Raw genomic sequence first — 19,293 nt, forward strand, 5'->3', positions numbered from 1 at the left:
TATGCCTGATGACCATAGCAAGTTGGTCCCACCCCTTCCCATCCCGAACAGGACCGTGAAACAACTTTGCGCCGATGATAGTGCTGCAACCAGTGTGAAAGTAGGTTATCGTCAGGCTTGTTATTCGAAAAAACCCCTTCCGGTGATCCGGTTGGGGTTTTTTTACGTCCGCTGGTTTTAGCTGCACCAGCGATTGCCGGGTTTTTGAAAGGGATGTCTTGTCTGCTGTGCATACACTGGAGCAATTACGGGCTGGTCAACTGGCCGGCCTGCGCCGCCTGAAGCTGTCCTGCGGCTTGACCGACTTTCCCCGCGCGATTTTCGACCTGGCCGACAGCCTGGAAATCCTCGACCTCTCGGGCAACGCGCTGTCCACTTTACCCGACGACTTGCCGCGCCTGCACAAGCTGCGCATCATTTTTTGTTCGGATAATCTGTTCACCAGCTTGCCTGTCGTGCTGGGGAGCTGCGAAGAACTGAGTATGATCGGTTTCAAGGCGAACCGGATCCGCCACGTGCCTGCTGCCGCCTTGCCAGCCAGGCTGCGCTGGCTGACCCTGACCGACAATGCCATCGAGGCCTTGCCGGACGAACTGGGCAAGTGCAGTGAGCTGCAGAAACTCATGTTGGCGGGAAATTGCCTGGACAGCTTGCCCGCTTCGTTGACGAACTGCCGCCGTCTGGAACTGGTGCGTATCGCCGCCAACCGTTTTACGGCGCTGCCCGACTGCCTGCTGTCCCTGCCACGCCTGAGCTGGCTCGCGTATGCGGGCAATCCCTGCACGGAAGCGCGGGAACTGGCGGCCTTGGCCGGGACAGCTGCGGCTGGCGTGGCATGGCAGCGCCTGGAACTGGCGCAGCAGCTGGGCGAGGGCGCATCGGGGGTGATTTACCGTGCCTGTCTGGATGGCGTGGATGATGTCGCCGTCAAAGTGTTCAAGGGGGCCATGACCAGCGACGGCTTGCCGCGCAGTGAAATGGCCGCCTGCGTCGGCGCCGGTGCGCACCCGGGCCTGATTCCCATCCTCGGGACGCTCGATGCGCATCCGCAAGGGGCAATGGGACTCATCATGCCGCTCATCGACGCGGCCTTTCGCAACCTGGCGGGACCACCGAGCCTGGAATCTTGCACGCGCGACGTGTATGCCGATGGTGTGCGCTTTGATATTCCGCAAGCGCTGGCCATTGCCCATGGCATCGCTTCGGCCGTGTGCCAGCTGCACGCGCGCGGCATCGTGCATGGCGACTTGTATGCACACAATATCCTGCATGCGGACGCTGGTACCTGCCTGCTGGGCGACTTTGGCGCGGCGTCCATGTTTGTGCCGGGCTCGCCGCGCGGGGACTTGCTGCAGGGCATAGAGGCGCGTGCCTTTGGCGTGCTGCTGGGCGAACTGATCGCGCATTGTGCGACGCCTTTGCCCGCCTTGCATGCCTTGCAAGAAACTTGCTTGCAGGAAGAAATATTGCGGCGGCCAAGGTTCTATGCGATCGAACTGGCATTGCGGGACATGCTCCCCGCATAAAAAAATGGCGCAGCCTTCGCAGGCTGCGCCATTTTCATTTCAGGCTGGCAAGATTCAGCTTGCCACCAAGATTTCTTTTTCCGGCAGGGCGATCTGGTTGTCGACACTGAACTGGTAATCCTTGAAGACGTGTTCGGCCGTCAGGATCTGGTATTCGCCGTTGTCGAGCTTATGCGTGGTGTCCTTCAGGCGATACGTGTAATGGCCGCAGGTCCAGCAGTTGAAGTTGCGCATGTGGGTGCACAGGCACGTCTTGTCCATCACGACGACGGTTTTTTGTTCCGGATGGGCCGCCACTTCGCGGTTGTACGAGTTGATGTACGCGCAGTTGCCCGTTGCATCGAGCAGGTAGCCATACGATTCGCAGCCTGGGCGGATGCCGGCGCCGATGGCGGGCGTGTTCTTCAGCATGCGCATCGGGTAGCCCGTCGGCGATACGCCATTGACGATGATGTCTTCTTCCGAGGCCTTGTAATATTCCTGCTTGACCTTGTTTGGCAAGCCGCATTCCTTGGTGACGGTAAAGCGCGTCGCCACTTGCACGCCAGCCGCGCCCGCTTCCAGGAAGGAGACGGCGTCGCTGCCCGTGAAGATGCCGCCAGCGGCGATCAGCGGGATATCCAGCTGTTCGGCCTTCAGGTAGGCCAGCAGTTCCGCCGTGATCGTGTGCAGGTCGTAATTGGCCCAGTCCATGCCGAAACCCAGGTGGCCGCCGGCCAATGGCCCCTCGACGATGATGAAGTCGGGCAAACGGTCGAGCTTGGCGTTCTTGCGCAGGAAAATCTGCAGGGCGCGTACGGACGAGACGATGATGCCCAGCTTGGCATCACGGAAACGCGGATGGTCGGCCATCAGGGCGAACGAGCCGAAGTGCAAACCGGCGGACAGGGTGATGCCGTCGATGCCAGCGTCCAGCGCCGCATTCAGACGCACGCGCAAGGTTTCACGCGGGCCATTCATGGTCAGCTTTTCCATGCAATTGACGAAGATCAAACCATCGCCTTTTTTTGCTTCCATGGTGCGGCCGATATGCAGCCGCTGCGCTTCCGCCAGACGGCCCAGGTCGAATTGCACCACGGCCTTGTCGCTGTTATTGATGTTGAACTTGTACAGTTTCGTCTTGTCTTTGACGAAGGTGGTGTCGAAACGGCGATCCGACACGTCTTCCACCATGGCATCGGAGATATGCCCGATACCGTTCAGCCGGGCCGCTTCCAGGGCCAGCTCCGACGTGGAAATATCCACACCCATTCCGCCTATCATGATGGGCACATATTCTTTTTTGCCAAATCGCAGGCGGAAATCATCAACACGTTTCATTGCTATCCTTAGACTACCGTGGTTATCACTGAGCCAGATGTACGGTCAAGCCCGCCGCCGGTCAGGCGCGCGGGCGCATGTAGCTGCGCGCAGCTTCAATTCTACCCCAAGCGGGCAGGCGCTCCGAGGCAGCTTGCCGCCATGCCGGTGCAAGCGCAGGCCGGAGCGTGCGCATCATCGAAATTAATCGCGGAAATTGTTAAATTCCAGCGGCATGTCGGGCACGTCCTTGCGCAGCATGGCCATGGCCGCCTGCAGGTCGTCGCGCTTGGCGCCCGTGACGCGCACGGCTTCGCCCTGGATGCTCGCTTGCACCTTCATCTTGCTGTCCTTGATGACACGCACGATTTTCTTCGCATCATCCGATTCGATGCCATTCTTGATCTTGATGATCTGCTTGACCTTGTCGCCGCCGATCTTCTTGATGTCACCTTCGTCGAGGAAGCGCACATCGACCTTGCGTTTGGTCAATTTGTTGGTCAGCACGTCGCGCACCTGGCTGAGCTGGAATTCCGAGTCCGCAAACGCGGTCAATTCGTTTTCCTTGTGCTCGACGCGGGCGTCGCTGCCCTTGAAGTCGAAGCGGGTCGTGATTTCCTTGTTGGATTGCTCGACTGCATTCTTGACTTCGATCATATCGGCTTCGGAGACTACATCAAATGACGGCATGGTCTGTTCCTTTTCTTGTTAAAGCGAGCGCACGCTCGGCGCGCTGGGCCTTGGCGGCTGATTCTGCGCCATGGGACGGCCCTGTTAAAGATGCGACATTTTAACGGACAACGGGCAAGTCGCCCTTGTCCTGAGGTGGTTTTTTGTCGCTTTCGCTCTATAATCGAGCAAAATTTTCCTATCCCATGTCTGCAGAGCTCACCATCGAACACAATTACTCCCTCCAGCGCCTGAATACCTTCGGCATCACGGCCAACGCGGCCGCCTACGTACGCATTACTTCGCAGGCCGAATTGCACGCCGCGCTGCAAGATCCCGCCCTGTCCGCCATGCCGCGCCTGATACTGGGCGGCGGCAGCAACATCGTGCTGACGGGCGACTTTCCCGGCGCCGTGCTGCACATGGCCACGCGCGGCATGCGCCTGGCGCAGGCGGATTTCGAGACGATACTCGTCACAGCCGCGGCCGGCGAAAACTGGCACGATTTCGTGCAATGGACCCTGGCGCAAGGCGTGGGCGGGCTGGAAAACCTGTCCCTGATTCCCGGCACGGTAGGCGCGGCGCCTATCCAGAATATTGGCGCGTATGGCGTTGAAATCAAGGATTATCTGCACAGCGTGAGCGTCATGCACAGCGCCAGCGGCATCGTCTTCGACATGGACCGCGATGCTTGCCGCTTCGCTTACCGCGACAGCATCTTCAAGCAGGCGGACGGGCGCGAACTGATCGTGCTGGAAGTCACGTTTGCCTTGCCGGCCGAGTGGCAGCCGAACTTGCGCTATGCGGAACTGGCACAGGCCGTGGCCGAGCGCAATCTTGCCGAGCCGACAGCACAACAGGTAGCCGAGACGGTGATGGCGATTCGCCGGAGAAAATTGCCCGACCCGGCCGTCATTGGCAATGCGGGCAGCTTCTTCAAGAATCCCGTGGTGTCGCGCGAGCAATGTCTTGCCTTGCTGGAACGTTTCCCGACCCTCGTGCACCATGCGCAGCCCGATGGTACGGAAAAGCTGGCGGCCGGCTGGCTGATCGATCAGTGCGGCTGGAAGGGGAAAAACCTGGGGCCCGCGGGAGTGTATCCCAAGCAGGCACTGGTTCTGGTGAATAATGGCGGCGCTCGTGGCGCGGACATTACCCGGTTGGCTGTAGCGATACAGGATGATGTAGAGGCGAAATATGGCGTGCGCCTGTCGCCCGAGCCTGTGTTTGTCTAAATAGTCAATCCGCGCTTGAAAAAATGTTCAGGGCAAGGCAGTGCAACGCAGCCATGGACGTTTTTTCTGCATGGATTAACCGAAGTGGCAGACGTAATCGACGGTCTCGAGCGTTTTAATATCAAAATAGCTATTGCCCGGCACTTTGAATTGCGTGCCCGCGGCATAGCTGTTCCATTCTGTCGCGTCGGCCAGGCGCACCTTGCACAGGCCGCTGACGATTTCCATGATTTCCGGCGCGCCCGTATTGAAGCGCAACGATGACGCGAAAATCACGCCCACGCTTTTCTTCGTGCCATCGGCCAGGATGACGTTATGCGAGACGCATTTGCCGTCAAAGTAGATATTCGACTTCTTGACGACGCTGACATTGTCCAGTTGTGTGCTCATGCTTCACTTTCCTTGCTGTTAAAAATCAGTCCTGGACGTCATCGGCGCTCAGCACGCTGTTGCGTCCGCCACGCTTGGCCGCGTACAGGGCCTGGTCGGCGCGGTTGATCAGTTGCTCCACCGTCGAGTCCGGTGACGGCACAATGGTGGCCACGCCGATCGAGATGGTGACGATGCCCGTGCTTGCCGCCGGATTCTCGATCTGCAAGCCTTCCAGATGGCGCCGGCACGCTTCGGCGATCAGCAGCGCGCCGGCCGGATTTGTTTCCGGCAGGATCAAGGCGAATTCTTCGCCGCCGTAACGGGCGGCCAGGTCGGCCGGGCGTTTCAAATGTTCCGTCAGCACGGCGGCGACTTTTTTCAGGCCCAGGTCGCCCGCCAGGTGGCCAAAGTGATCGTTATAGCTTTTAAAATGGTCGATATCGCAGAACAGCAAGCTCAGCGGTGTTTTGTCGCGCTGGCCACGCTGCCATTCGAATTGCAGAGTTTCATCGAAGCGGCGGCGGTTGGCGATGCCCGTCAAGCCATCGAGGGCGGCCAGTTTTTGCAGCTCGATATTTGCGTCGGCCAGGTTTTTTTGACTTTCTCGCAGGAAACGAAAAGCCTGGTCGCGCTGCAAGCGGCTGATGTGGGCCGCCGAGTGATAGCGTATGCGCGCCAGCAACTCCAGTCGGTCTGGCAGTTTCACCACGTAATCGTTGGCGCCGACGGCAAAGCTGTGCGCCTTCAGTTTCGGGTCATCCTTGGCCGACATCACGATCACCGGCACATGCGCCAGCGCCTCGTTTTCGCGGTACAGCTTGATCAAGGCGAAGCCGTCGATGCCCGGCATCACCAGATCCTGCAGGATGACGGTCGGTTGCAAACGCAGCGCCGTGTCCAGCGCCTGGGTGGCGTCGGTCACATAGTGAAACTCGATATCCTGCTGATCGCTCAGCATGCGCCGGATTGCCTCAGCAATAATCAACTGGTCGTCCACCAGCAGGACGCTGACCTTGAATTCGGTCAATGCGGGTTCTTGCTGGATGAAGCTGGAGGAAAATTCTGGCATTGCATTCTTTTCAGATGTTAGGGGAGGGCTCCCACCCATTGTTGAGTTTGGCGCCCAGGCGGCTGCGCAGGCTGGCGCCAATTCTATCCAATGGCAGGATGTGCTGCGCCGCATCGAGTTCGGCCGCCGCGCGCGGCATGCCGTACACGGCGCTGCTGGCCTGGTCTTGCGCGATGGTCGTCTTGCCGGCGCGACGCATGGCCAGCAAGCCATCGCCGCCGTCGCGCCCCATGCCTGTGAGCAATACACCGATGGCGTCGCCGCGCCAGTGCTCCGCCACGCAGTTGAAGAATACATCGACGGAAGGACGGTAAACATACTCGCGTGGTGCTGCATCGTAACCCAAACGATAATTTTGATCTAGCAGCAGGTGATCATTGGTCTTGGCGATTAGTACCGTGCCGGACACCAGTTCGTCGCCTTCGGCAATCACGCGCACAGGCATGCTGAGCTGGTCATCGAGCCATTTGGCGAAGTGCGAGGCAAAGGTTTCATCGATGTGCTGCACCACCACGATGGCGCAGCCGGGCGGCGCCGTCCAGCCGGACAGCACCCTGGCCACGGCCGAAGGGCCGCCCGTCGAGGCGCCGATGGCCACCAGCGTCGTGACTTGCCCGTCGCCCCGTTCGCCGCCATTGCCGTTCGCCTGGCGCGGCGGCGGAGGTTCTGCGCTGTGGCGTATCAGCTTGCCGATGGTCTTGATCTTGGCCAGCAGTTCGCTGTCGCCGCCCACTTGTCCCTGCAGCACGGGGGTGGCCGTGACGTCGAGCGCGCCCGCGCCCAGTGCGCGGAAGACCTGGTTGACATTGTCTTGCGGGCGGCCCGTGACCACCAGGATGGCGCACGGGCTTTGCTCCATGATCAGGCGCGTCGCCTCGACGCCATCCATCTCCGGCATGTTCAGGTCCATCAGGATCAGGTCGGGGCGGTTGCCTTCGCACATGCGCACGGCTTCGAGCCCCGTGCGGGCGATCCACAGCACCTGGTGTTCCTGCGTGCTGGCCACCACGCGGCGCAGGGCCTCGGCGGCCATGGCGACATCGTTGGCAATTGCAATTTTCATGAAGTACAACTCATAAGCGGGCATCTCCTATCAGGTCGGCCACCGCGTCGAGCAAGGTCTCGTCGTGGAAGCTGCCTTTGGTCAGATAATAGTCGGCTCCGGCGGACAGGCCGCGCGCGCGGTCTTCCGGGCGGTCCTTGTACGAGACGATCATCACCGGCAGCTTGTGCAGGTGCAAGTCCTTCTTGATCAGCGATACCAGTTCGATGCCATCCATGCGCGGCATGTCGACGTCGGTGATCACCAGGTCGTACTCGCCGCTGCGCACCACGTTCCAGCCGTCGATGCCGTCGATGGCCACGTCGACTTCGAAGCCGCGCGCCAGCAGCAGCTTGCGCTCCATCTCGCGCACCGTCAGCGAATCGTCGACGACGAGGATACGCTTGGCGCGGCGCTGCTGCGCGTGGCCCGCCTGCGCCAGCTGGTGCAGGCCGCCTTCGTGCAGCAGCTTGTCGATCGACAGCAGCAAATCGGGCACGTCGAGGATCAGCACCGGTTCGCCGTCGTCCAGCAGGGCGGCGGCGGAAATGTCGCGCATCTTGCCGAAGATCGGATCGATGGCCTGCACCGCCAGGCTTTGCTCGCCGCGGATGGCGTCGACCACCAGGGCATAGCTTTGCTTGCCGCGCCCGATCACCACCACCGGCAAGTCCTCTGCCTGGTTGGCCGCTTCGCCCAGTTCCAGCACCTGCGCCGCCGAGACCAGGCCCAGATGCTCGCCCTTGAGTTCAAAGAACTGCTTGTTTTCCAAGGTATGGATGGCCGCCTGCGGTACGCGCACCACGCTTTCCACCTTGACGATGGGGATGGCGTAGGCTTCACCCTGGATATCGATCACCAGCGCGCGCACGATCGATTGCGTCAGCGGCAGGGTGATCAGGGCGCGGAAACCCCGGCCCGGCTCCGATTCCAGGCGCACCGTGCCGTTTTGCTGGCGTATCGTCTCGTGTACGATGTCGAGGCCCACGCCGCGGCCGGACAATTGGTTCGCCTTTTCCTTCAGGCTGAAGGCGGGCAGGAACAAGAATTCCAGCAGCTCGCCCGGCGACAGCGCGGCGGCCATGACGGGGCTGGCCATCTTGCGCTCGATGACGGACTGGCGGATTTTTTCCAGGTCGACGCCACGGCCGTCGTCGCTGATTTCGATGCTCAGCATGCCGGCGCGGTGGCGCGCCTCCATGCGTATCATGCCCAGCGCCTCCTTGCCCGCGTCGATGCGCTCGTACGGGCCTTCCATGCCATGGTCGATGGCATTCCTCAGCATGTGGTTCAGCGGGCTTTCGATCTTCGCCAGGATGTCGCGGTCGACCAGGGTGTCTTCGCCCTCGATCTCCAGCTGCACTTCCTTGCCCAGGCTGCGCGCCAGGTCGCGCACCATGCGGGGAAATGCATGGATGCCGTCGCGGAAGGGGCGCATGCGCAGGGCCAGCACTTCGTCGACCATGCCTTGCGAGACGGCCAGCAGGCGCCGCTCATAGGTTTCGATGTCGGCGATGTGCTCGAGCATGAACTGCTTCAGGGGCTGCGTCTTTTGCAGCGCCAGCAGCGATTTTTCCATCAGGCCCGCGTCGCCCGCGCGGGCAATGGCTTCGTGCAGGTGCTCGATGGCGGAAAACAGGCTGCTCTGGTTGCGTTTGAAGCGCTGCAGCGCGCCGATGAACGGGTGCATCTGGTGCGCGTTGATGCGCGATTCGCTGGCCAGCGACAGCAATTTGTCGAAGTTTTGCGCGGGCGCCTTGGCTGGTGCGGCTCCCGTGCGCGGCGCAGGCGCGGCCGCTTCCGGCTCCTCTATCGCCAGGCCGCTGGCCACGGGAAGCTGTGGTGTGGCCGCTGCTGGCGCCGGCATGGGCGCAGGCGCCGAGGGCAGGGCCGGCAATTCGGGCAGTTCGGCGATGCCGGCGATGGCGTTCAGGGTCTGGTCGATCTGCGCCGCATTCGCGGCCAGCCATGCTTCGGCGCCCGCGTCGTCCAGGCGCGACAGCTGCACGATCAGGTCGACGCCCGACAGCAGCACATCGACCCGCTCCGGCGTGAGCTTCAGTCGGCCATGCTGGGCGGCGACAAAGCTGTCTTCCATGCCGTGCGCCAGCTGCACCACCACCTGCAGGCCGACGATGGCGGCCGCGCCCTTGATCGAGTGCGCCGCGCGCATCATCGCCTCGACGGCGGCCGCGTCGCCCGCATGGCGCTCCATCGCCAGCAAGCCGTCGGTGAGGATCTGGGTCTGGCTGTCCGCCTCCATGCGGAACAGGTCCAGCATGGAAAAGGCACTCAGGTCGCCGTGCTGGTCCTGGCTCATCGTAATAGTCTCGCAAGTTGAAAGCCGATCAGCGCCGTGTCGAGGCAGCCGATGCGCATGTCGCCCTCGGTGATGACACCGGACAGATAGCGCGACAGGCCCTTGTTGATGGTGGCCGCCGGCGCCTGCACGGTGCTTGATGCATAGCGCACGATGCCGTGCAGGTCGGCCACGGGCAGGGCGTAGGCCTGCTCTTCCCAGCGCATCAGCAGCAGGCGCGCGAACGTGTGGCGGCCCTTGGCCGGCGGCGCGCCCTGTTCGTCGATGCCCAGCAAACTGGCCAGCGACATGCATGGATACAGCTTGCCGCCGATATTGACGATGCCCGCCAGGCCGCGCCCGCCGCGGTGCGGCAGCACGTGCGGCTTGGCCTGCGGCGCCACGGAGTCGAACACGCGCGTGGGCAGCGCCAGCCATTCGCGGCCGATGCGAAACACCAGCACCGAGCTGTCGCGCACTTCGCCGCCCGCATCGATCTGGCGGAAGTGGCTGGCCCAGTCGCGCTGGTAGTGTTCATCCACGGGCCGCTGCAGGTTGCGCTGCGCGGCACCCGCATACACGTCGCAGTTGCGGCAATGCACATTGGCCGGCAGCTTGGGGCAGCTCTGGTCGCCGACCACGCCGATATGGTTCCAGCAGTCGTCGATGGCGGCGGGGGACTCGGTGGCGATGAGGTTGGTCATGCTTGCCCCTTAGTTGGACGCCTGGCGGCGCTGGTAGATGCGCGCCGCACGCGCCTTCAGGGTGGCGGCGGCCGTGTGGTTGCCATTGCGTTCGGCCAGCAGGGACAGGTGGCACAGCGCTTCGTAATGGTCGGGCTGCAGGTAGATGCAGCGGCGCCAGTAATCGTCGGCCAGGTCCATCTTGCCGGCCAGTTCATTGATGATGCCCAGCATGAAATACGCTTCCGCCGCCTCGGGCACTCTGGCCAGGTGGGCGTGGCATTTTTCGCCGGCCTCGCGCAGCTGGCCACGGTCGGCCAGCAGGCGCGCCTCGGCCAGCAAATCGGCCTGCGCGGCTTGCGCGGCCGGCGCCGGCGATGGCACGGACACGGGGCGCGTGCGCGGCGCTGTCGCGGCGGCAGGGGCGGCTGCGGCGGCGCGCCTTGGCGCGGGCGGCACGCTGCGCAGGGAGCGCGCGGCCGGCAGCGGCGCCACTTGCATGGGGCTGGCCGGCGCCGCCGTCTCCTTCTTCAGGGCGAAGGCCTGGCGGAACTGCAGCGGCGCAAAGCCGTTCTGGCAGAACGACGGCACTTCCGCATAGCCGGCCAGCAGCATGCCGTCGTCGGCCAGCAGGGCGGACAGGTTGTGGATGGCCGCGCGCGTGGTCGGCTTGTCGAAGTAAATCAAGAGGTTGCGGCAGAAGATGACGTCGTAATGGCGGCTGTAGGTGGCGGTATCGAACTGCAGCAGATTGCCCTGCCTGAAGGTTACCTGTTCGCGCAGGGAGTCGATGATGCGGTAGGCGTCGTCGGCCACGTGCGTGAAATAGCGGTCGCGGAAGGCCACGTCCTGCGCGCGGAAGGCATTGCGGCCATATACGCCGGCCTGCGCCCGCTCGATGCAGCCTGGACTCAGGTCATACGCATCGATGCTGAACGCCTGTTTCGGCACGCCGCCGTCGCGCAGCGCCATGGCCATCGAATACGGTTCCTCGCCGCCCGCGCACGGGATCGACAGGATGCGCGTGGCGCGCCCCCGTGCCCAGCGTTCCTGTACCAGTTCGACGGTGGCGTAGAACGCCTGCGGGTCGCGGAACAGCCACGATTCCGGCACCACCACCAGCTCGATCAATTGCGTCATTTCGGCCGGCGTGAGCGCCTGCAGGTAGGCCTCGCTATCGCTGAAGCCCGTTTGCTCCATTCGCTGGCCGACGGCCCGTTCGGCCACGGCTTTGGAGACGGACAGGCCGGTCGCGCGGCGCAGCAGGGCTTGTGCCGTCATGCCGCGCCCGCGTCTTGAAACAGCAGCGCGCGTACGTCGGGCGGCAGCAGGTGCTCCAGTTCCACCAGTTGCACGATGCCGTCGGCGTCGCTGGCCACCTGGCCCAGGAAGGGCGCCGTCGCCACGCCGCTGTCGTCGAGCTTTTCCGCATCGATGTCGGCGATGCCGCGCACCTGCGAGGCCAGCAAGCCCAGCGCATGCGTGGCGCCGCCAGGCGCGCGGTAGTCGATGATGACGATGCGCGTGTCGAACTGCGCGGCGGCGGCAGGCAGCCCGGCCAGGCGCGACAGGTCGATCACGGGCACGGGCGTGCCGTGCAAGTCCATCAGGCCGGCCACGTAGTCTGGCGTGAGCGGCAACTGTTTCAGCTCCAGCAGCGGCAGAACGCGCACGATGCCGGCCAGGGGCAGGCCATAGCGGTCGCGTCCGATGTGAAAGAGCAGTACTTTCATGGGATCAGATGGTGACGGCGAAGGTCGACACGCTCGACTGCAGGTCGCCCGCCGCATATTGCAGCTGGTGCACCGCTTCGCTGGTGGCTTTCAGCGATTCCACCGTCTGCTGCGTGGCATCGTTGAGCTGCATCATGGTATCGGAAATCTGCGAGGCGCCGATGGCCTGCGATTGCATGCCTTGCAGCACGGCATCGAATTGCGGCGTGAGTTTCTGTACCTGGTCCATCACGGACGACAATTGTTCCGCCACTTGCCGCACCTCGCCCACGCTGCGGCGAATTTCTTCCGAGAATTTATCCATGCCCATCACGCTGGCCGAAACGGCCGACTGCATTTCCTTGAGCATTTGCTCGATATCCCAGGTGGAGACGGACGTCTGGTCGGCCAGGCGGCGGATTTCCGTCGCCACCACGGAGAAGCCGCGGCCCGCCTCGCCCGCTTTTTCCGCCTCGATGGCGGCGTTCAGCGACAGGATGTTGGTCTGGTCGGCCACCTTGGTGATGGTGATCAGCACGCTATTGATATTGCTGGCTTTTTCCGACAGGGCGGCCAGCTTGGCGTTGATGGAATCGGTGGCCGAGACCATGTGCTGCATGGTCGAGTCCATGCGCTTGAGGTTGTTTTGTGCTTCGGCCGTGGCATTCGTCGTGTAGTCGGCTACGGCGGTGGCGTCTTCCATGGTTTTCAGCAACTGGCTCGTGTTGGCCGAGATTTCCTTGGTGGTGCTGAGAATTTCCACGCTGGTTTGCGCCTGTTCGATGCCCGTGGCTTCCTGCTGGCGTGCCGAGGCGGCGATTTCCGTGGCCGAGGTCGTCACTTGGATGCCGGCCTTTTGCACATTGTTGAGCAGGCTGCGCAGGTTTTCGAACATCTTCGCCAGGCCGTTGCCCAGCTGGCCGATGGCGTCATTGCCGGTGATGCCGACCTTGCCCGTCAGGTCGCCCGAGGCCGCCTTCGACACCACTTCCAGCAGGGAATCGACCTTGGCCCGCAAGGTGTTGGTGGCGGCCAGTTCGTTGGCCTGGTTGTCCTGGATGGTTTGCGCCATGCGGTTGAATTCTTCCGTCACCTTGCCTAGCTCGTCGCGCGAGATGATGGCGGCGCGCGCGCCCTGCTCGCCGCCGGCGATGCGCCCGACGGCGTCCGTCAGGCTGTTCAGCGGGCCGAGGATGGAACGGCCCAGCAGGTAGGAAATGCCCAGCGCCAGCACCACGCACAGCACGCCGCCCAGCGCCAGCGTCAGCAGCATGGTTTCCTGCAGGCGACTTGACGTGGCCGTGCGCTCGGCCAGCAGGCGGTTTTCTTCGGCGGCGGCTTCGTCAAGCAGTTTGTTCGCTTGCGCGACGGCCGGGTAGCCGGTCGGCGGCATGGTGCGCGCCACCGCTTCCGTGGCGCCCGGCGCGTTGCCCAGCGCGCGGCGCTTCTCGATCAGGGGATTGATCCACTCCTTGACCCAGGTGGTGGTCAGCTGGTCGATCTTGCGGAAGCGTTCCGACTGTACCTTGTTGTCGACCGTCATGGCGATGGCTTTTTGCGTGTGCTGGCTCAGCACCGCCATCTCGTCCGTTCCAGGGTTCAGCGAGGCTTCGTTGCCTGTGAGGATGAAACCGCGTGCTTCCACCTGGATTTGCAGGATGGAATTGTGAATCCTGTCGATCTCGACCAGCACTTCCATCGTGTGGCGGTCCCATGCATTAGCTTCCGACAGGCGCGAAAAGCTGTTGTAGGCCACGCCCAGCAGGATCAGGATGATGGCCACGATGGAGCCGAAGCCCAGGTACAGTTTATTCTTGATACTCAGGTCTTTGAACATGGGAGGGCTCCGGAAGCGGGAAGGTCAGCACAATTGCACTGTAGCATTTTGCCATGCGGACAGCAAAATGGGGGCGATCTCGGGACGTGGCGGGGCGTAATTTGCGGCAGAGTGCGCTCCAGACGCAAAAAAGCCGCCCGTGGGCGGCTCAGGCAGCTGCGGGAGGCAGTGCCTCCCGGCAACTAATTACTTCTGGCCGCGCTTTTCGCGGGCGATGGCGGCGATGCGCATGCGCAAGGCATTCAGCTTGATGAAGCCGCCTGCGTCGGCCTGGTTGTAGGCGCCGCCGTCTTCGTCGAAGGTGGCGATGTTCATGTCGAACAGCGAATCCGTCTTCGAATCGCGCGAGACGACGATGACATTGCCTTTGTACAGCTTGATGCGTACCCAGCCGTTCACGGTTTCCTGCGTGTGGTCGATCAGGGTTTGCAGGGCAACGCGCTCAGGCGCCCACCAGTAGCCGTTGTAGATCATCGATGCGTAGCGCGGCATCAGGTCATCTTTCAGGTGGGCCACTTCGCGGTCCAGGGTGATCGATTCGATGGCGCGGTGGGCTTTCAGCATGATAGTGCCGCCCGGGGTTTCATAGCAGCCGCGCGATTTCATGCCGACGTAGCGGTTTTCCACCAGGTCCAGGCGACCCACGCCATGCTTGCCGCCAACCTTGTTCAGTTCGGCCAGCACGGTGGCAGGCGACATGCGCACGCCGTTGATGGCGACGATGTCGCCTTTTTCGTATTCGATGTCCAGGTATTCCGCTTCGTCCGGGGCCTTTTCAGGGCTGACGGTCCAGCGCCACATCGTTTCTTCCGCTTCGGCGCTCGGGTTTTCCAGGTGGCGGCCTTCAAAGCTGATGTGCAGCAAGTTGGCGTCCATCGAGTACGGCGCGCCGCCGTTCTTGTGCTTCATGTCGATTTCGATGCCGGCGTCTTCCGCGTACTTCAGCAGTTTTTCGCGCGACAGCAGATCCCACTCGCGCCATGGAGCGATGATTTTCACGCCTGGCTTCAGCGCGTAGGCGCCCAGTTCGAAACGCACCTGATCGTTGCCCTTGCCGGTCGCGCCGTGCGAGATGGCGTCGGCGCCGGTGGCGTTGGCGATTTCGATCAGGCGCTTGGCGATCAAAGGACGGGCGATCGAGGTGCCCAGCAGGTATTCGCCTTCATAGACGGTATTGGCGCGGAACATCGGGAAGACGAAATCGCGCACGAATTCTTCGCGTACATCTTCGATATGGATGTTTTCCGGCTTGATGCCGAACTTGATGGCCTTGGCGCGCGCCGGTTCCAGTTCTTCGCCCTGGCCCAGGTCGGCCGTGAAGGTGACGATTTCGCACTGGTAGTTATCTTGCAGCCATTTCAGGATGACGGAGGTGTCGAGTCCGCCGGAATAGGCCAGGACTACTTTTTTAATGTCGCTCATATTGCTTCCAGTTGTCGTTGTCGATATATGTGTTGCGATGCTGCCGGGAGTTCTGCAGTTCCAGGCGAATTATTGGATTTTACCCAGTAACAGGTATTCGATCAGCGCTTTTTGCACGTGCAAACGGTTTTCCGCTTCATCCCACACCACCGATTGCGGGCCGTCGATCACTTCGGCGGCTACTTCCTCGCCGCGGTGGGCGGGCAGGCAGTGCATGAATAGCGCGTCGGGCGCCGCGCGGGCCATCTTCGCGCCATCGACGATCCAGCCGTCGAAGGCGGCGATGCGGGCCGCGTTTTCCGCTTCGTAGCCCATGCTGGTCCACACGTCCGTGTTGACCAGGTGCGCGCCTTCGCAGGCGTCGGATGGGTTGGCAAAGAAGGTGTAGCGCTCGGTCTTGACTTGCGACAGGTCGATGTCGTAGCCCTTCGGCGTCGACACGTTGACGTGGAAGCCGAACACTTCGGCCGCCTGCAGCCACGAGTACAGCATGTTGTTGGCGTCGCCGATCCAGGCGACGACCTTGCCGGCGATCGAGCCGCGGTGTTCGATGTAGGTGAAGATGTCGGCAAAGACCTGGCACGGGTGGTGTTCATTGGTCAGGCCATTGATCACCGGCACGCGCGAATTGGCGGCGAAACGCTCGATGATTTCCTGGCCGAAGGTGCGCACCATGATGATGTCGCACATGCGCGACATGACCTGGCCGGCGTCTTCCACCGGCTCGCCGCGGCCCAATTGGGAGTCGCGCGTGTTCAGGTAGATGGCGGCGCCGCCCAGCTGGTGCATGCCGGCTTCGAACGACAATCGCGTGCGGGTCGAGTTCTTTTCAAAGACCATCACCAGGGTGCGGTCGATCAGGGGATGGTAGATTTCGTAGTTCTTGAACTTGCGCTTGATCAGATGGGCGCGTTCGATCACATATTCGTACTCTTCCAACGTGAAATCGGAGAACTGGAGGTAGTGCTTGATCGGTTTTTTTGTCGACATAATGACCACTTGAAGATGCGCAGGCCGCCGGCGGCGTGCCTTTCCCGCCGGGTTGCATCAGCGTAAAACATCTCGTCTGATGACTGCCTCGCCCGGCGCGCTGCTGTGTTGATCGGTGCCAGCGCGACGCCTGTCGCGCGGTACGATGCGGTTTGCCAAGTTGAAAATAATGCAATGGCAAGTACTTCAGCCGTTCAATTATAAGGGTTTTGCTTTTAGATTGGAAAGACTGGCCGGGCGCGTACTTGTATAGGCAAGTCTGCGCCCGGGCAACGGGGCGGTGGATTAATAGATGCTGGCGGGCGCAGCGCCGTCCAGCTGGGGCGCCACCAGGGGCAAGTCCAGGGTGAAGCGGGTGCCGGCAGGGCTGCTGGCCACCTGGATGGTGCCGCCCAGTAGGGCCGTGACGATGTTGTAGCTGATCGACAAACCCAGGCCGCTGCCACCCTGGCCTAGCTTGGTGGTAAAGAAGGGGTCGAAGATGCGCGACAAGTGCTGTTCGGCGATGCCCCCGCCATTGTCCTCGAAGACGATCTGCACGCGCGCCGCCTCCATCGTGGCGGACAAACGCATGCAGCCCGCGCCGGCGCCGCCATCGTTGGGCGCGGGGGGGAAGGCGTGCAGCAGGGCATTGTTGATCAGGTTGGTGATCACCTGGCCGAACGGGCCAGGATAGCTGTCCATGGCGATGCCGAAGGCTATCTCCACTTCGATGCGGTGGCCCGAGCTGCGGATGCGGTTCATGACGGTGGCGATGATTTCATTGCTTACTTGTTGCAAGTCAAACCGGCGCCGTTGCTCGGTGGTACGGTCGACGGCCACCTGCTTGAAACTGTTGACCAGGTCGGCCGCGCTGCGCAGGCCGCGCATCACCAGCGCCGACGCCTTGTTCGCATCGTCGATGAAGGCGGCCAGGTCCGAGCGGCGCAGGCCGGGGCCGTTCATCAGGCGTTCCACGTCTTCCGTCTTTTGCTGCATGGTACTGGCGATTAATAAACTGTTGCCGATCGGGGTATTCAGTTCATGCGCCACGCCGGCCATCAGCGAACCGAGAGCAGCCAGTTTTTCCTGCGATACCAGTTGCGCCTGGGCATCTTGCAATTGCCGGTAGGCGCTGGCGTTGTCGAGCGCGATGGCGCCATACGCGCACAGGGTACGGAAGATCAGCCGCTCGCGTTCGCCATACGCGTTGGCATGGCAAGCTTGCACCGTCATCACGCCCAGCACGCGTTCGCCCACCATCAGCGGCACGTACAGCACGCTCTGGTTATGCAGGGTGCCGGGCACCGTGTAGGCATGGCGGCGCGGCGGTACCTGGTCGATATACACTTCGCGCCGGCCCAGCAGGCAGCGCACGGAGTAGGCGCGTGGATTGCTCAGTGGAATGGCGTTGTCGGGCAGGGGGCGGCCCGCTTCCATGCCGTGCGCGCGGCGCAGCGCCGTGCCAGCCGGATCGAGCATGTAGACGGCGAAGGTGTTGACTGGCAGCAAGGCGTGCACATGGCGGTCCAGCACCTGGAATACAGCGCTGGCGTCGAGGTGGGTGGTGATTTCCTGGCCGATGGCCGACAGCCGTTCCAAGGTGTCGCTGGTCTGTTGCAGCACTTCGGCGCGGCGCGCTTCGGAGGCGGCCAGCTCGCGGTGGTGATAGCCTTCCGAACGCGCATGTTCCGTCTGGTGGTAGACCTGCATGGCCGTGGCGCGGTTGCTCGCCTGCTGGGTGTGGCTTTTTTCACGCGCCATGCCCGCATCGAGGGCGATATCGTAGGCGCGCGCATAGTCGCCCGCATGCGCGTATTCGCGCGCCAGCGCATCGAGCAGTTCGCCGGGCGGCGAATAGCCTTCGATGGAGGCGGCCACCTGCAGCGCCTGGTGCAGGAAATGCAGGGCGGGATTGCGTTCCAGCATGCCTGCGGGCGGTGGCAGCTCGTGGCGCGCATGCAGCATGGACAAGACGCGCAGCGCCGCCACCTGATGCATGGCGTCGCCTTGCGCGGTGGCCAGCTGGCAAGCCCGTTCGGCCGCCTGCAGCGCTTCATCGGGGCGGTCCAGGTAGGACAGCGCATGCGCGCTGCCGCGCTGCGCCAAACTGCGGAAATCGGCCTGGCTCAGCGCTTCGGCGCGCTGCGCCAGCCGGCTGAAGGCGTCGAGCGCCGTGTCGTAGTCGCCCTTGTCCAGGCTCAGTTCACCCAGGTGGAATAGGGCGTTGGCATAGGTGCGCGCGCCTGCCACGGGGGCCAGGATGAGCAGCGCCTGGCGCAGCAAGTCTTCGGCCGCGGCCAGCCGCCCCAGCTTGCGCATGGTTTCGGCCGTATGCGTCTGGCAGGCGCCGATGCTGCGCGGCCAGCCGGTGGGGCGCGCCAGGTCCAGCGCGCACTGCATCCATTCGAGGGCCGATTCGTTGTCGTTGAGGCTGGCGAAGCAGTCGCCGATATTGATGGCGGCCGTGATGGCGCCGCGCAGCTGGCCGCTTTCCAGCGCCGCCTCGTAGCTTTGCATGTAGTGGCCGGCGGCCGTGCCCAGGTCGCGCGAAGTGTGCGCCAGCAAGCCGCGGAAATCATGCACCCAGGCAGCCAGCGGCGCGGGCAGCTTGCCGCTGGCGCCGTCGGCCTGGAAGTGGCTGCCCCAGCGCGCTTGGGCGGCCGGCGCATCGCGCAGCACGGCCCAGCGCGCCGTGGCCGCGTCGGCCAGGCTGGCGCGCATCGCATCGCCGGCGCTGCGCGCCTGTTCGGCAGCGGCCAGCAGTTCGGCATCGCAGCGGGCATGGTCGCCCCGGTCGACGGCAATCGAGGACAGCAGCCAGTGCGCGTCGGCGCAAGCGGCGCCGTCGCCATGCGCGCACAGGATGGCGTGCGCCGCCATGGCCAGGCTTTCGGCCGCATCGAGCGCACCTTGCAGCCAGGCCACTTCCGCCTGCACCAGTTGCAGGCGCGCCTGCGCCTGTTCTAGTGCTGCCGCTTCCAGGCCTGCCAGCGGCAGCAGCCGATGCGCTTCCTTGCTCAGCTCAATTGCTCTGTTGCAATCACGCTGGCGCAAATGCCAGGATAGCAACAACAGCAGCGGTACGCGCCCGGCGCCGTGCAACGGCAGCAATGCGCTTTCCCACTGCGCTACGTCGTGTTCGAGCGCGAACATTTC

At 63.0% G+C, this 19,293-nt stretch carries 15 protein-coding genes and 1 rRNA gene; 3 read left to right on the forward strand and 13 right to left on the reverse strand.

The features are described from left to right. The first annotated feature begins 4 nt into the window (after window positions 1-4). Window positions 5-117: ribosomal RNA gene (rrf, locus tag LSO07_RS08920) — 5S ribosomal RNA — on the forward strand. Window positions 118-227: 110 nt separating this feature from the next. Beyond that, entirely contained in the window at window positions 228-1,526 is a 1,299-nt protein-coding gene (locus LSO07_RS08925; RefSeq protein WP_151094128.1) for a leucine-rich repeat-containing protein kinase family protein, read from the forward strand. Window positions 1,527-1,580: 54 nt separating this feature from the next. Here the strand turns inward: LSO07_RS08925 and LSO07_RS08930 are convergent, their stop codons facing one another. Next, window positions 1,581-2,846, reverse strand: a complete 1,266-nt coding sequence (locus tag LSO07_RS08930) for a nitronate monooxygenase (protein ID WP_070277935.1) — start codon at window positions 2,844-2,846, stop codon at window positions 1,581-1,583. Window positions 2,847-3,029: 183 nt separating this feature from the next. Then, a complete protein-coding gene (locus LSO07_RS08935) occupies window positions 3,030-3,515 on the reverse strand; it encodes a YajQ family cyclic di-GMP-binding protein (protein ID WP_034759416.1) in 486 nt (161 codons plus the stop codon). 185 nt (window positions 3,516-3,700) lie between these two features. Here LSO07_RS08935 and murB point away from each other — a divergent pair, with 185 nt between their 5' ends. Next, window positions 3,701-4,729: a UDP-N-acetylmuramate dehydrogenase gene (murB, locus tag LSO07_RS08940; protein WP_151093421.1), complete on the forward strand. Its 1,029-nt coding sequence runs from the start codon at window positions 3,701-3,703 to the stop codon at window positions 4,727-4,729. Between the two features lie 75 nt (window positions 4,730-4,804). Here murB and ppnP read toward each other — a convergent pair whose 3' ends face one another. From ppnP to LSO07_RS08995, 11 genes are all read right to left on the reverse strand, one after another. Then, window positions 4,805-5,119: a pyrimidine/purine nucleoside phosphorylase gene (gene ppnP, locus LSO07_RS08945; RefSeq protein ID WP_151093423.1), complete on the reverse strand. Its 315-nt coding sequence runs from the start codon at window positions 5,117-5,119 to the stop codon at window positions 4,805-4,807. Window positions 5,120-5,144: 25 nt separating this feature from the next. Beyond that, window positions 5,145-6,170, reverse strand: coding sequence for a diguanylate cyclase (locus LSO07_RS08950; RefSeq protein ID WP_151093425.1), 1,026 nt, complete (start codon window positions 6,168-6,170; stop codon window positions 5,145-5,147). A gap of 10 nt (window positions 6,171-6,180) precedes the next feature. Further along, window positions 6,181-7,233 carry a chemotaxis-specific protein-glutamate methyltransferase CheB gene (gene cheB / locus LSO07_RS08955; RefSeq protein ID WP_151093427.1) on the reverse strand — a complete coding sequence of 351 codons (1,053 nt, stop codon included), beginning with the start codon at window positions 7,231-7,233 and terminating at the stop codon, window positions 6,181-6,183. A gap of 10 nt (window positions 7,234-7,243) precedes the next feature. Then, window positions 7,244-9,532, reverse strand: coding sequence for a hybrid sensor histidine kinase/response regulator (locus LSO07_RS08960; RefSeq protein WP_151093429.1), 2,289 nt, complete (start codon window positions 9,530-9,532; stop codon window positions 7,244-7,246). Continuing rightward, on the reverse strand, window positions 9,529-10,215 hold the full coding sequence (locus LSO07_RS08965; RefSeq protein WP_070277945.1) for a chemotaxis protein CheW: 687 nt from the start codon (window positions 10,213-10,215) through the stop codon (window positions 9,529-9,531). Before LSO07_RS08965 ends, LSO07_RS08960 begins: the two co-directional genes overlap by 4 nt. Before the next feature lie 9 nt (window positions 10,216-10,224). Further along, window positions 10,225-11,475, reverse strand: a complete 1,251-nt coding sequence (locus LSO07_RS08970) for a CheR family methyltransferase (protein ID WP_151093431.1) — start codon at window positions 11,473-11,475, stop codon at window positions 10,225-10,227. Next, window positions 11,472-11,927, reverse strand: a complete 456-nt coding sequence (locus tag LSO07_RS08975; protein ID WP_151093433.1) for a chemotaxis protein CheW — start codon at window positions 11,925-11,927, stop codon at window positions 11,472-11,474. Before LSO07_RS08975 ends, LSO07_RS08970 begins: the two co-directional genes overlap by 4 nt. A gap of 4 nt (window positions 11,928-11,931) precedes the next feature. Further along, window positions 11,932-13,743 carry a methyl-accepting chemotaxis protein gene (locus tag LSO07_RS08980; protein WP_151093435.1) on the reverse strand — a complete coding sequence of 604 codons (1,812 nt, stop codon included), beginning with the start codon at window positions 13,741-13,743 and terminating at the stop codon, window positions 11,932-11,934. 186 nt (window positions 13,744-13,929) lie between these two features. Then, complete coding sequence (locus LSO07_RS08985; protein WP_034759383.1) at window positions 13,930-15,165, reverse strand: argininosuccinate synthase; 1,236 nt, start codon at window positions 15,163-15,165, stop codon at window positions 13,930-13,932. Between the two features lie 69 nt (window positions 15,166-15,234). Beyond that, window positions 15,235-16,155 carry an ornithine carbamoyltransferase gene (gene argF / locus LSO07_RS08990; RefSeq protein ID WP_070290636.1) on the reverse strand — a complete coding sequence of 307 codons (921 nt, stop codon included), beginning with the start codon at window positions 16,153-16,155 and terminating at the stop codon, window positions 15,235-15,237. A gap of 285 nt (window positions 16,156-16,440) precedes the next feature. Next, complete coding sequence (locus LSO07_RS08995; RefSeq protein ID WP_225317227.1) at window positions 16,441-19,290, reverse strand: ATP-binding protein; 2,850 nt, start codon at window positions 19,288-19,290, stop codon at window positions 16,441-16,443. Window positions 19,291-19,293 lie beyond the last annotated feature (3 nt).

Source organism: Janthinobacterium sp. PLB04, from assembly GCF_021165895.1.
Taxonomy (GTDB): domain Bacteria; phylum Pseudomonadota; class Gammaproteobacteria; order Burkholderiales; family Burkholderiaceae_D; genus Janthinobacterium; species Janthinobacterium lividum.

Excerpts from the sequence above, each read along its gene's own strand:
- LSO07_RS08930 (WP_070277935.1), bottom strand. The coding sequence starts at position 2,846 with ATGAAACGTGTTGATGATTTCCGCCTGCGATTTGGCAAAAAAGAATAT.
- LSO07_RS08935 (WP_034759416.1), bottom strand. The coding sequence starts at position 3,515 with ATGCCGTCATTTGATGTAGTCTCCGAAGCCGATATGATCGAAGTCAAG.
- murB (WP_151093421.1), top strand. The coding sequence starts at position 3,701 with ATGTCTGCAGAGCTCACCATCGAACACAATTACTCCCTCCAGCGCCTG.
- ppnP (WP_151093423.1), bottom strand. The coding sequence starts at position 5,119 with ATGAGCACACAACTGGACAATGTCAGCGTCGTCAAGAAGTCGAATATC.
- LSO07_RS08950 (WP_151093425.1), bottom strand. The coding sequence starts at position 6,170 with ATGCCAGAATTTTCCTCCAGCTTCATCCAGCAAGAACCCGCATTGACC.
- cheB (WP_151093427.1), bottom strand. The coding sequence starts at position 7,233 with ATGAAAATTGCAATTGCCAACGATGTCGCCATGGCCGCCGAGGCCCTG.
- LSO07_RS08960 (WP_151093429.1), bottom strand. The coding sequence starts at position 9,532 with ATGAGCCAGGACCAGCACGGCGACCTGAGTGCCTTTTCCATGCTGGAC.
- LSO07_RS08965 (WP_070277945.1), bottom strand. The coding sequence starts at position 10,215 with ATGACCAACCTCATCGCCACCGAGTCCCCCGCCGCCATCGACGACTGC.
- LSO07_RS08970 (WP_151093431.1), bottom strand. The coding sequence starts at position 11,475 with ATGACGGCACAAGCCCTGCTGCGCCGCGCGACCGGCCTGTCCGTCTCC.
- LSO07_RS08975 (WP_151093433.1), bottom strand. The coding sequence starts at position 11,927 with ATGAAAGTACTGCTCTTTCACATCGGACGCGACCGCTATGGCCTGCCC.
- LSO07_RS08980 (WP_151093435.1), bottom strand. The coding sequence starts at position 13,743 with ATGTTCAAAGACCTGAGTATCAAGAATAAACTGTACCTGGGCTTCGGC.
- LSO07_RS08985 (WP_034759383.1), bottom strand. The coding sequence starts at position 15,165 with ATGAGCGACATTAAAAAAGTAGTCCTGGCCTATTCCGGCGGACTCGAC.
- argF (WP_070290636.1), bottom strand. The coding sequence starts at position 16,155 with ATGTCGACAAAAAAACCGATCAAGCACTACCTCCAGTTCTCCGATTTC.
- LSO07_RS08995 (WP_225317227.1), bottom strand. The coding sequence starts at position 19,290 with ATGTTCGCGCTCGAACACGACGTAGCGCAGTGGGAAAGCGCATTGCTG.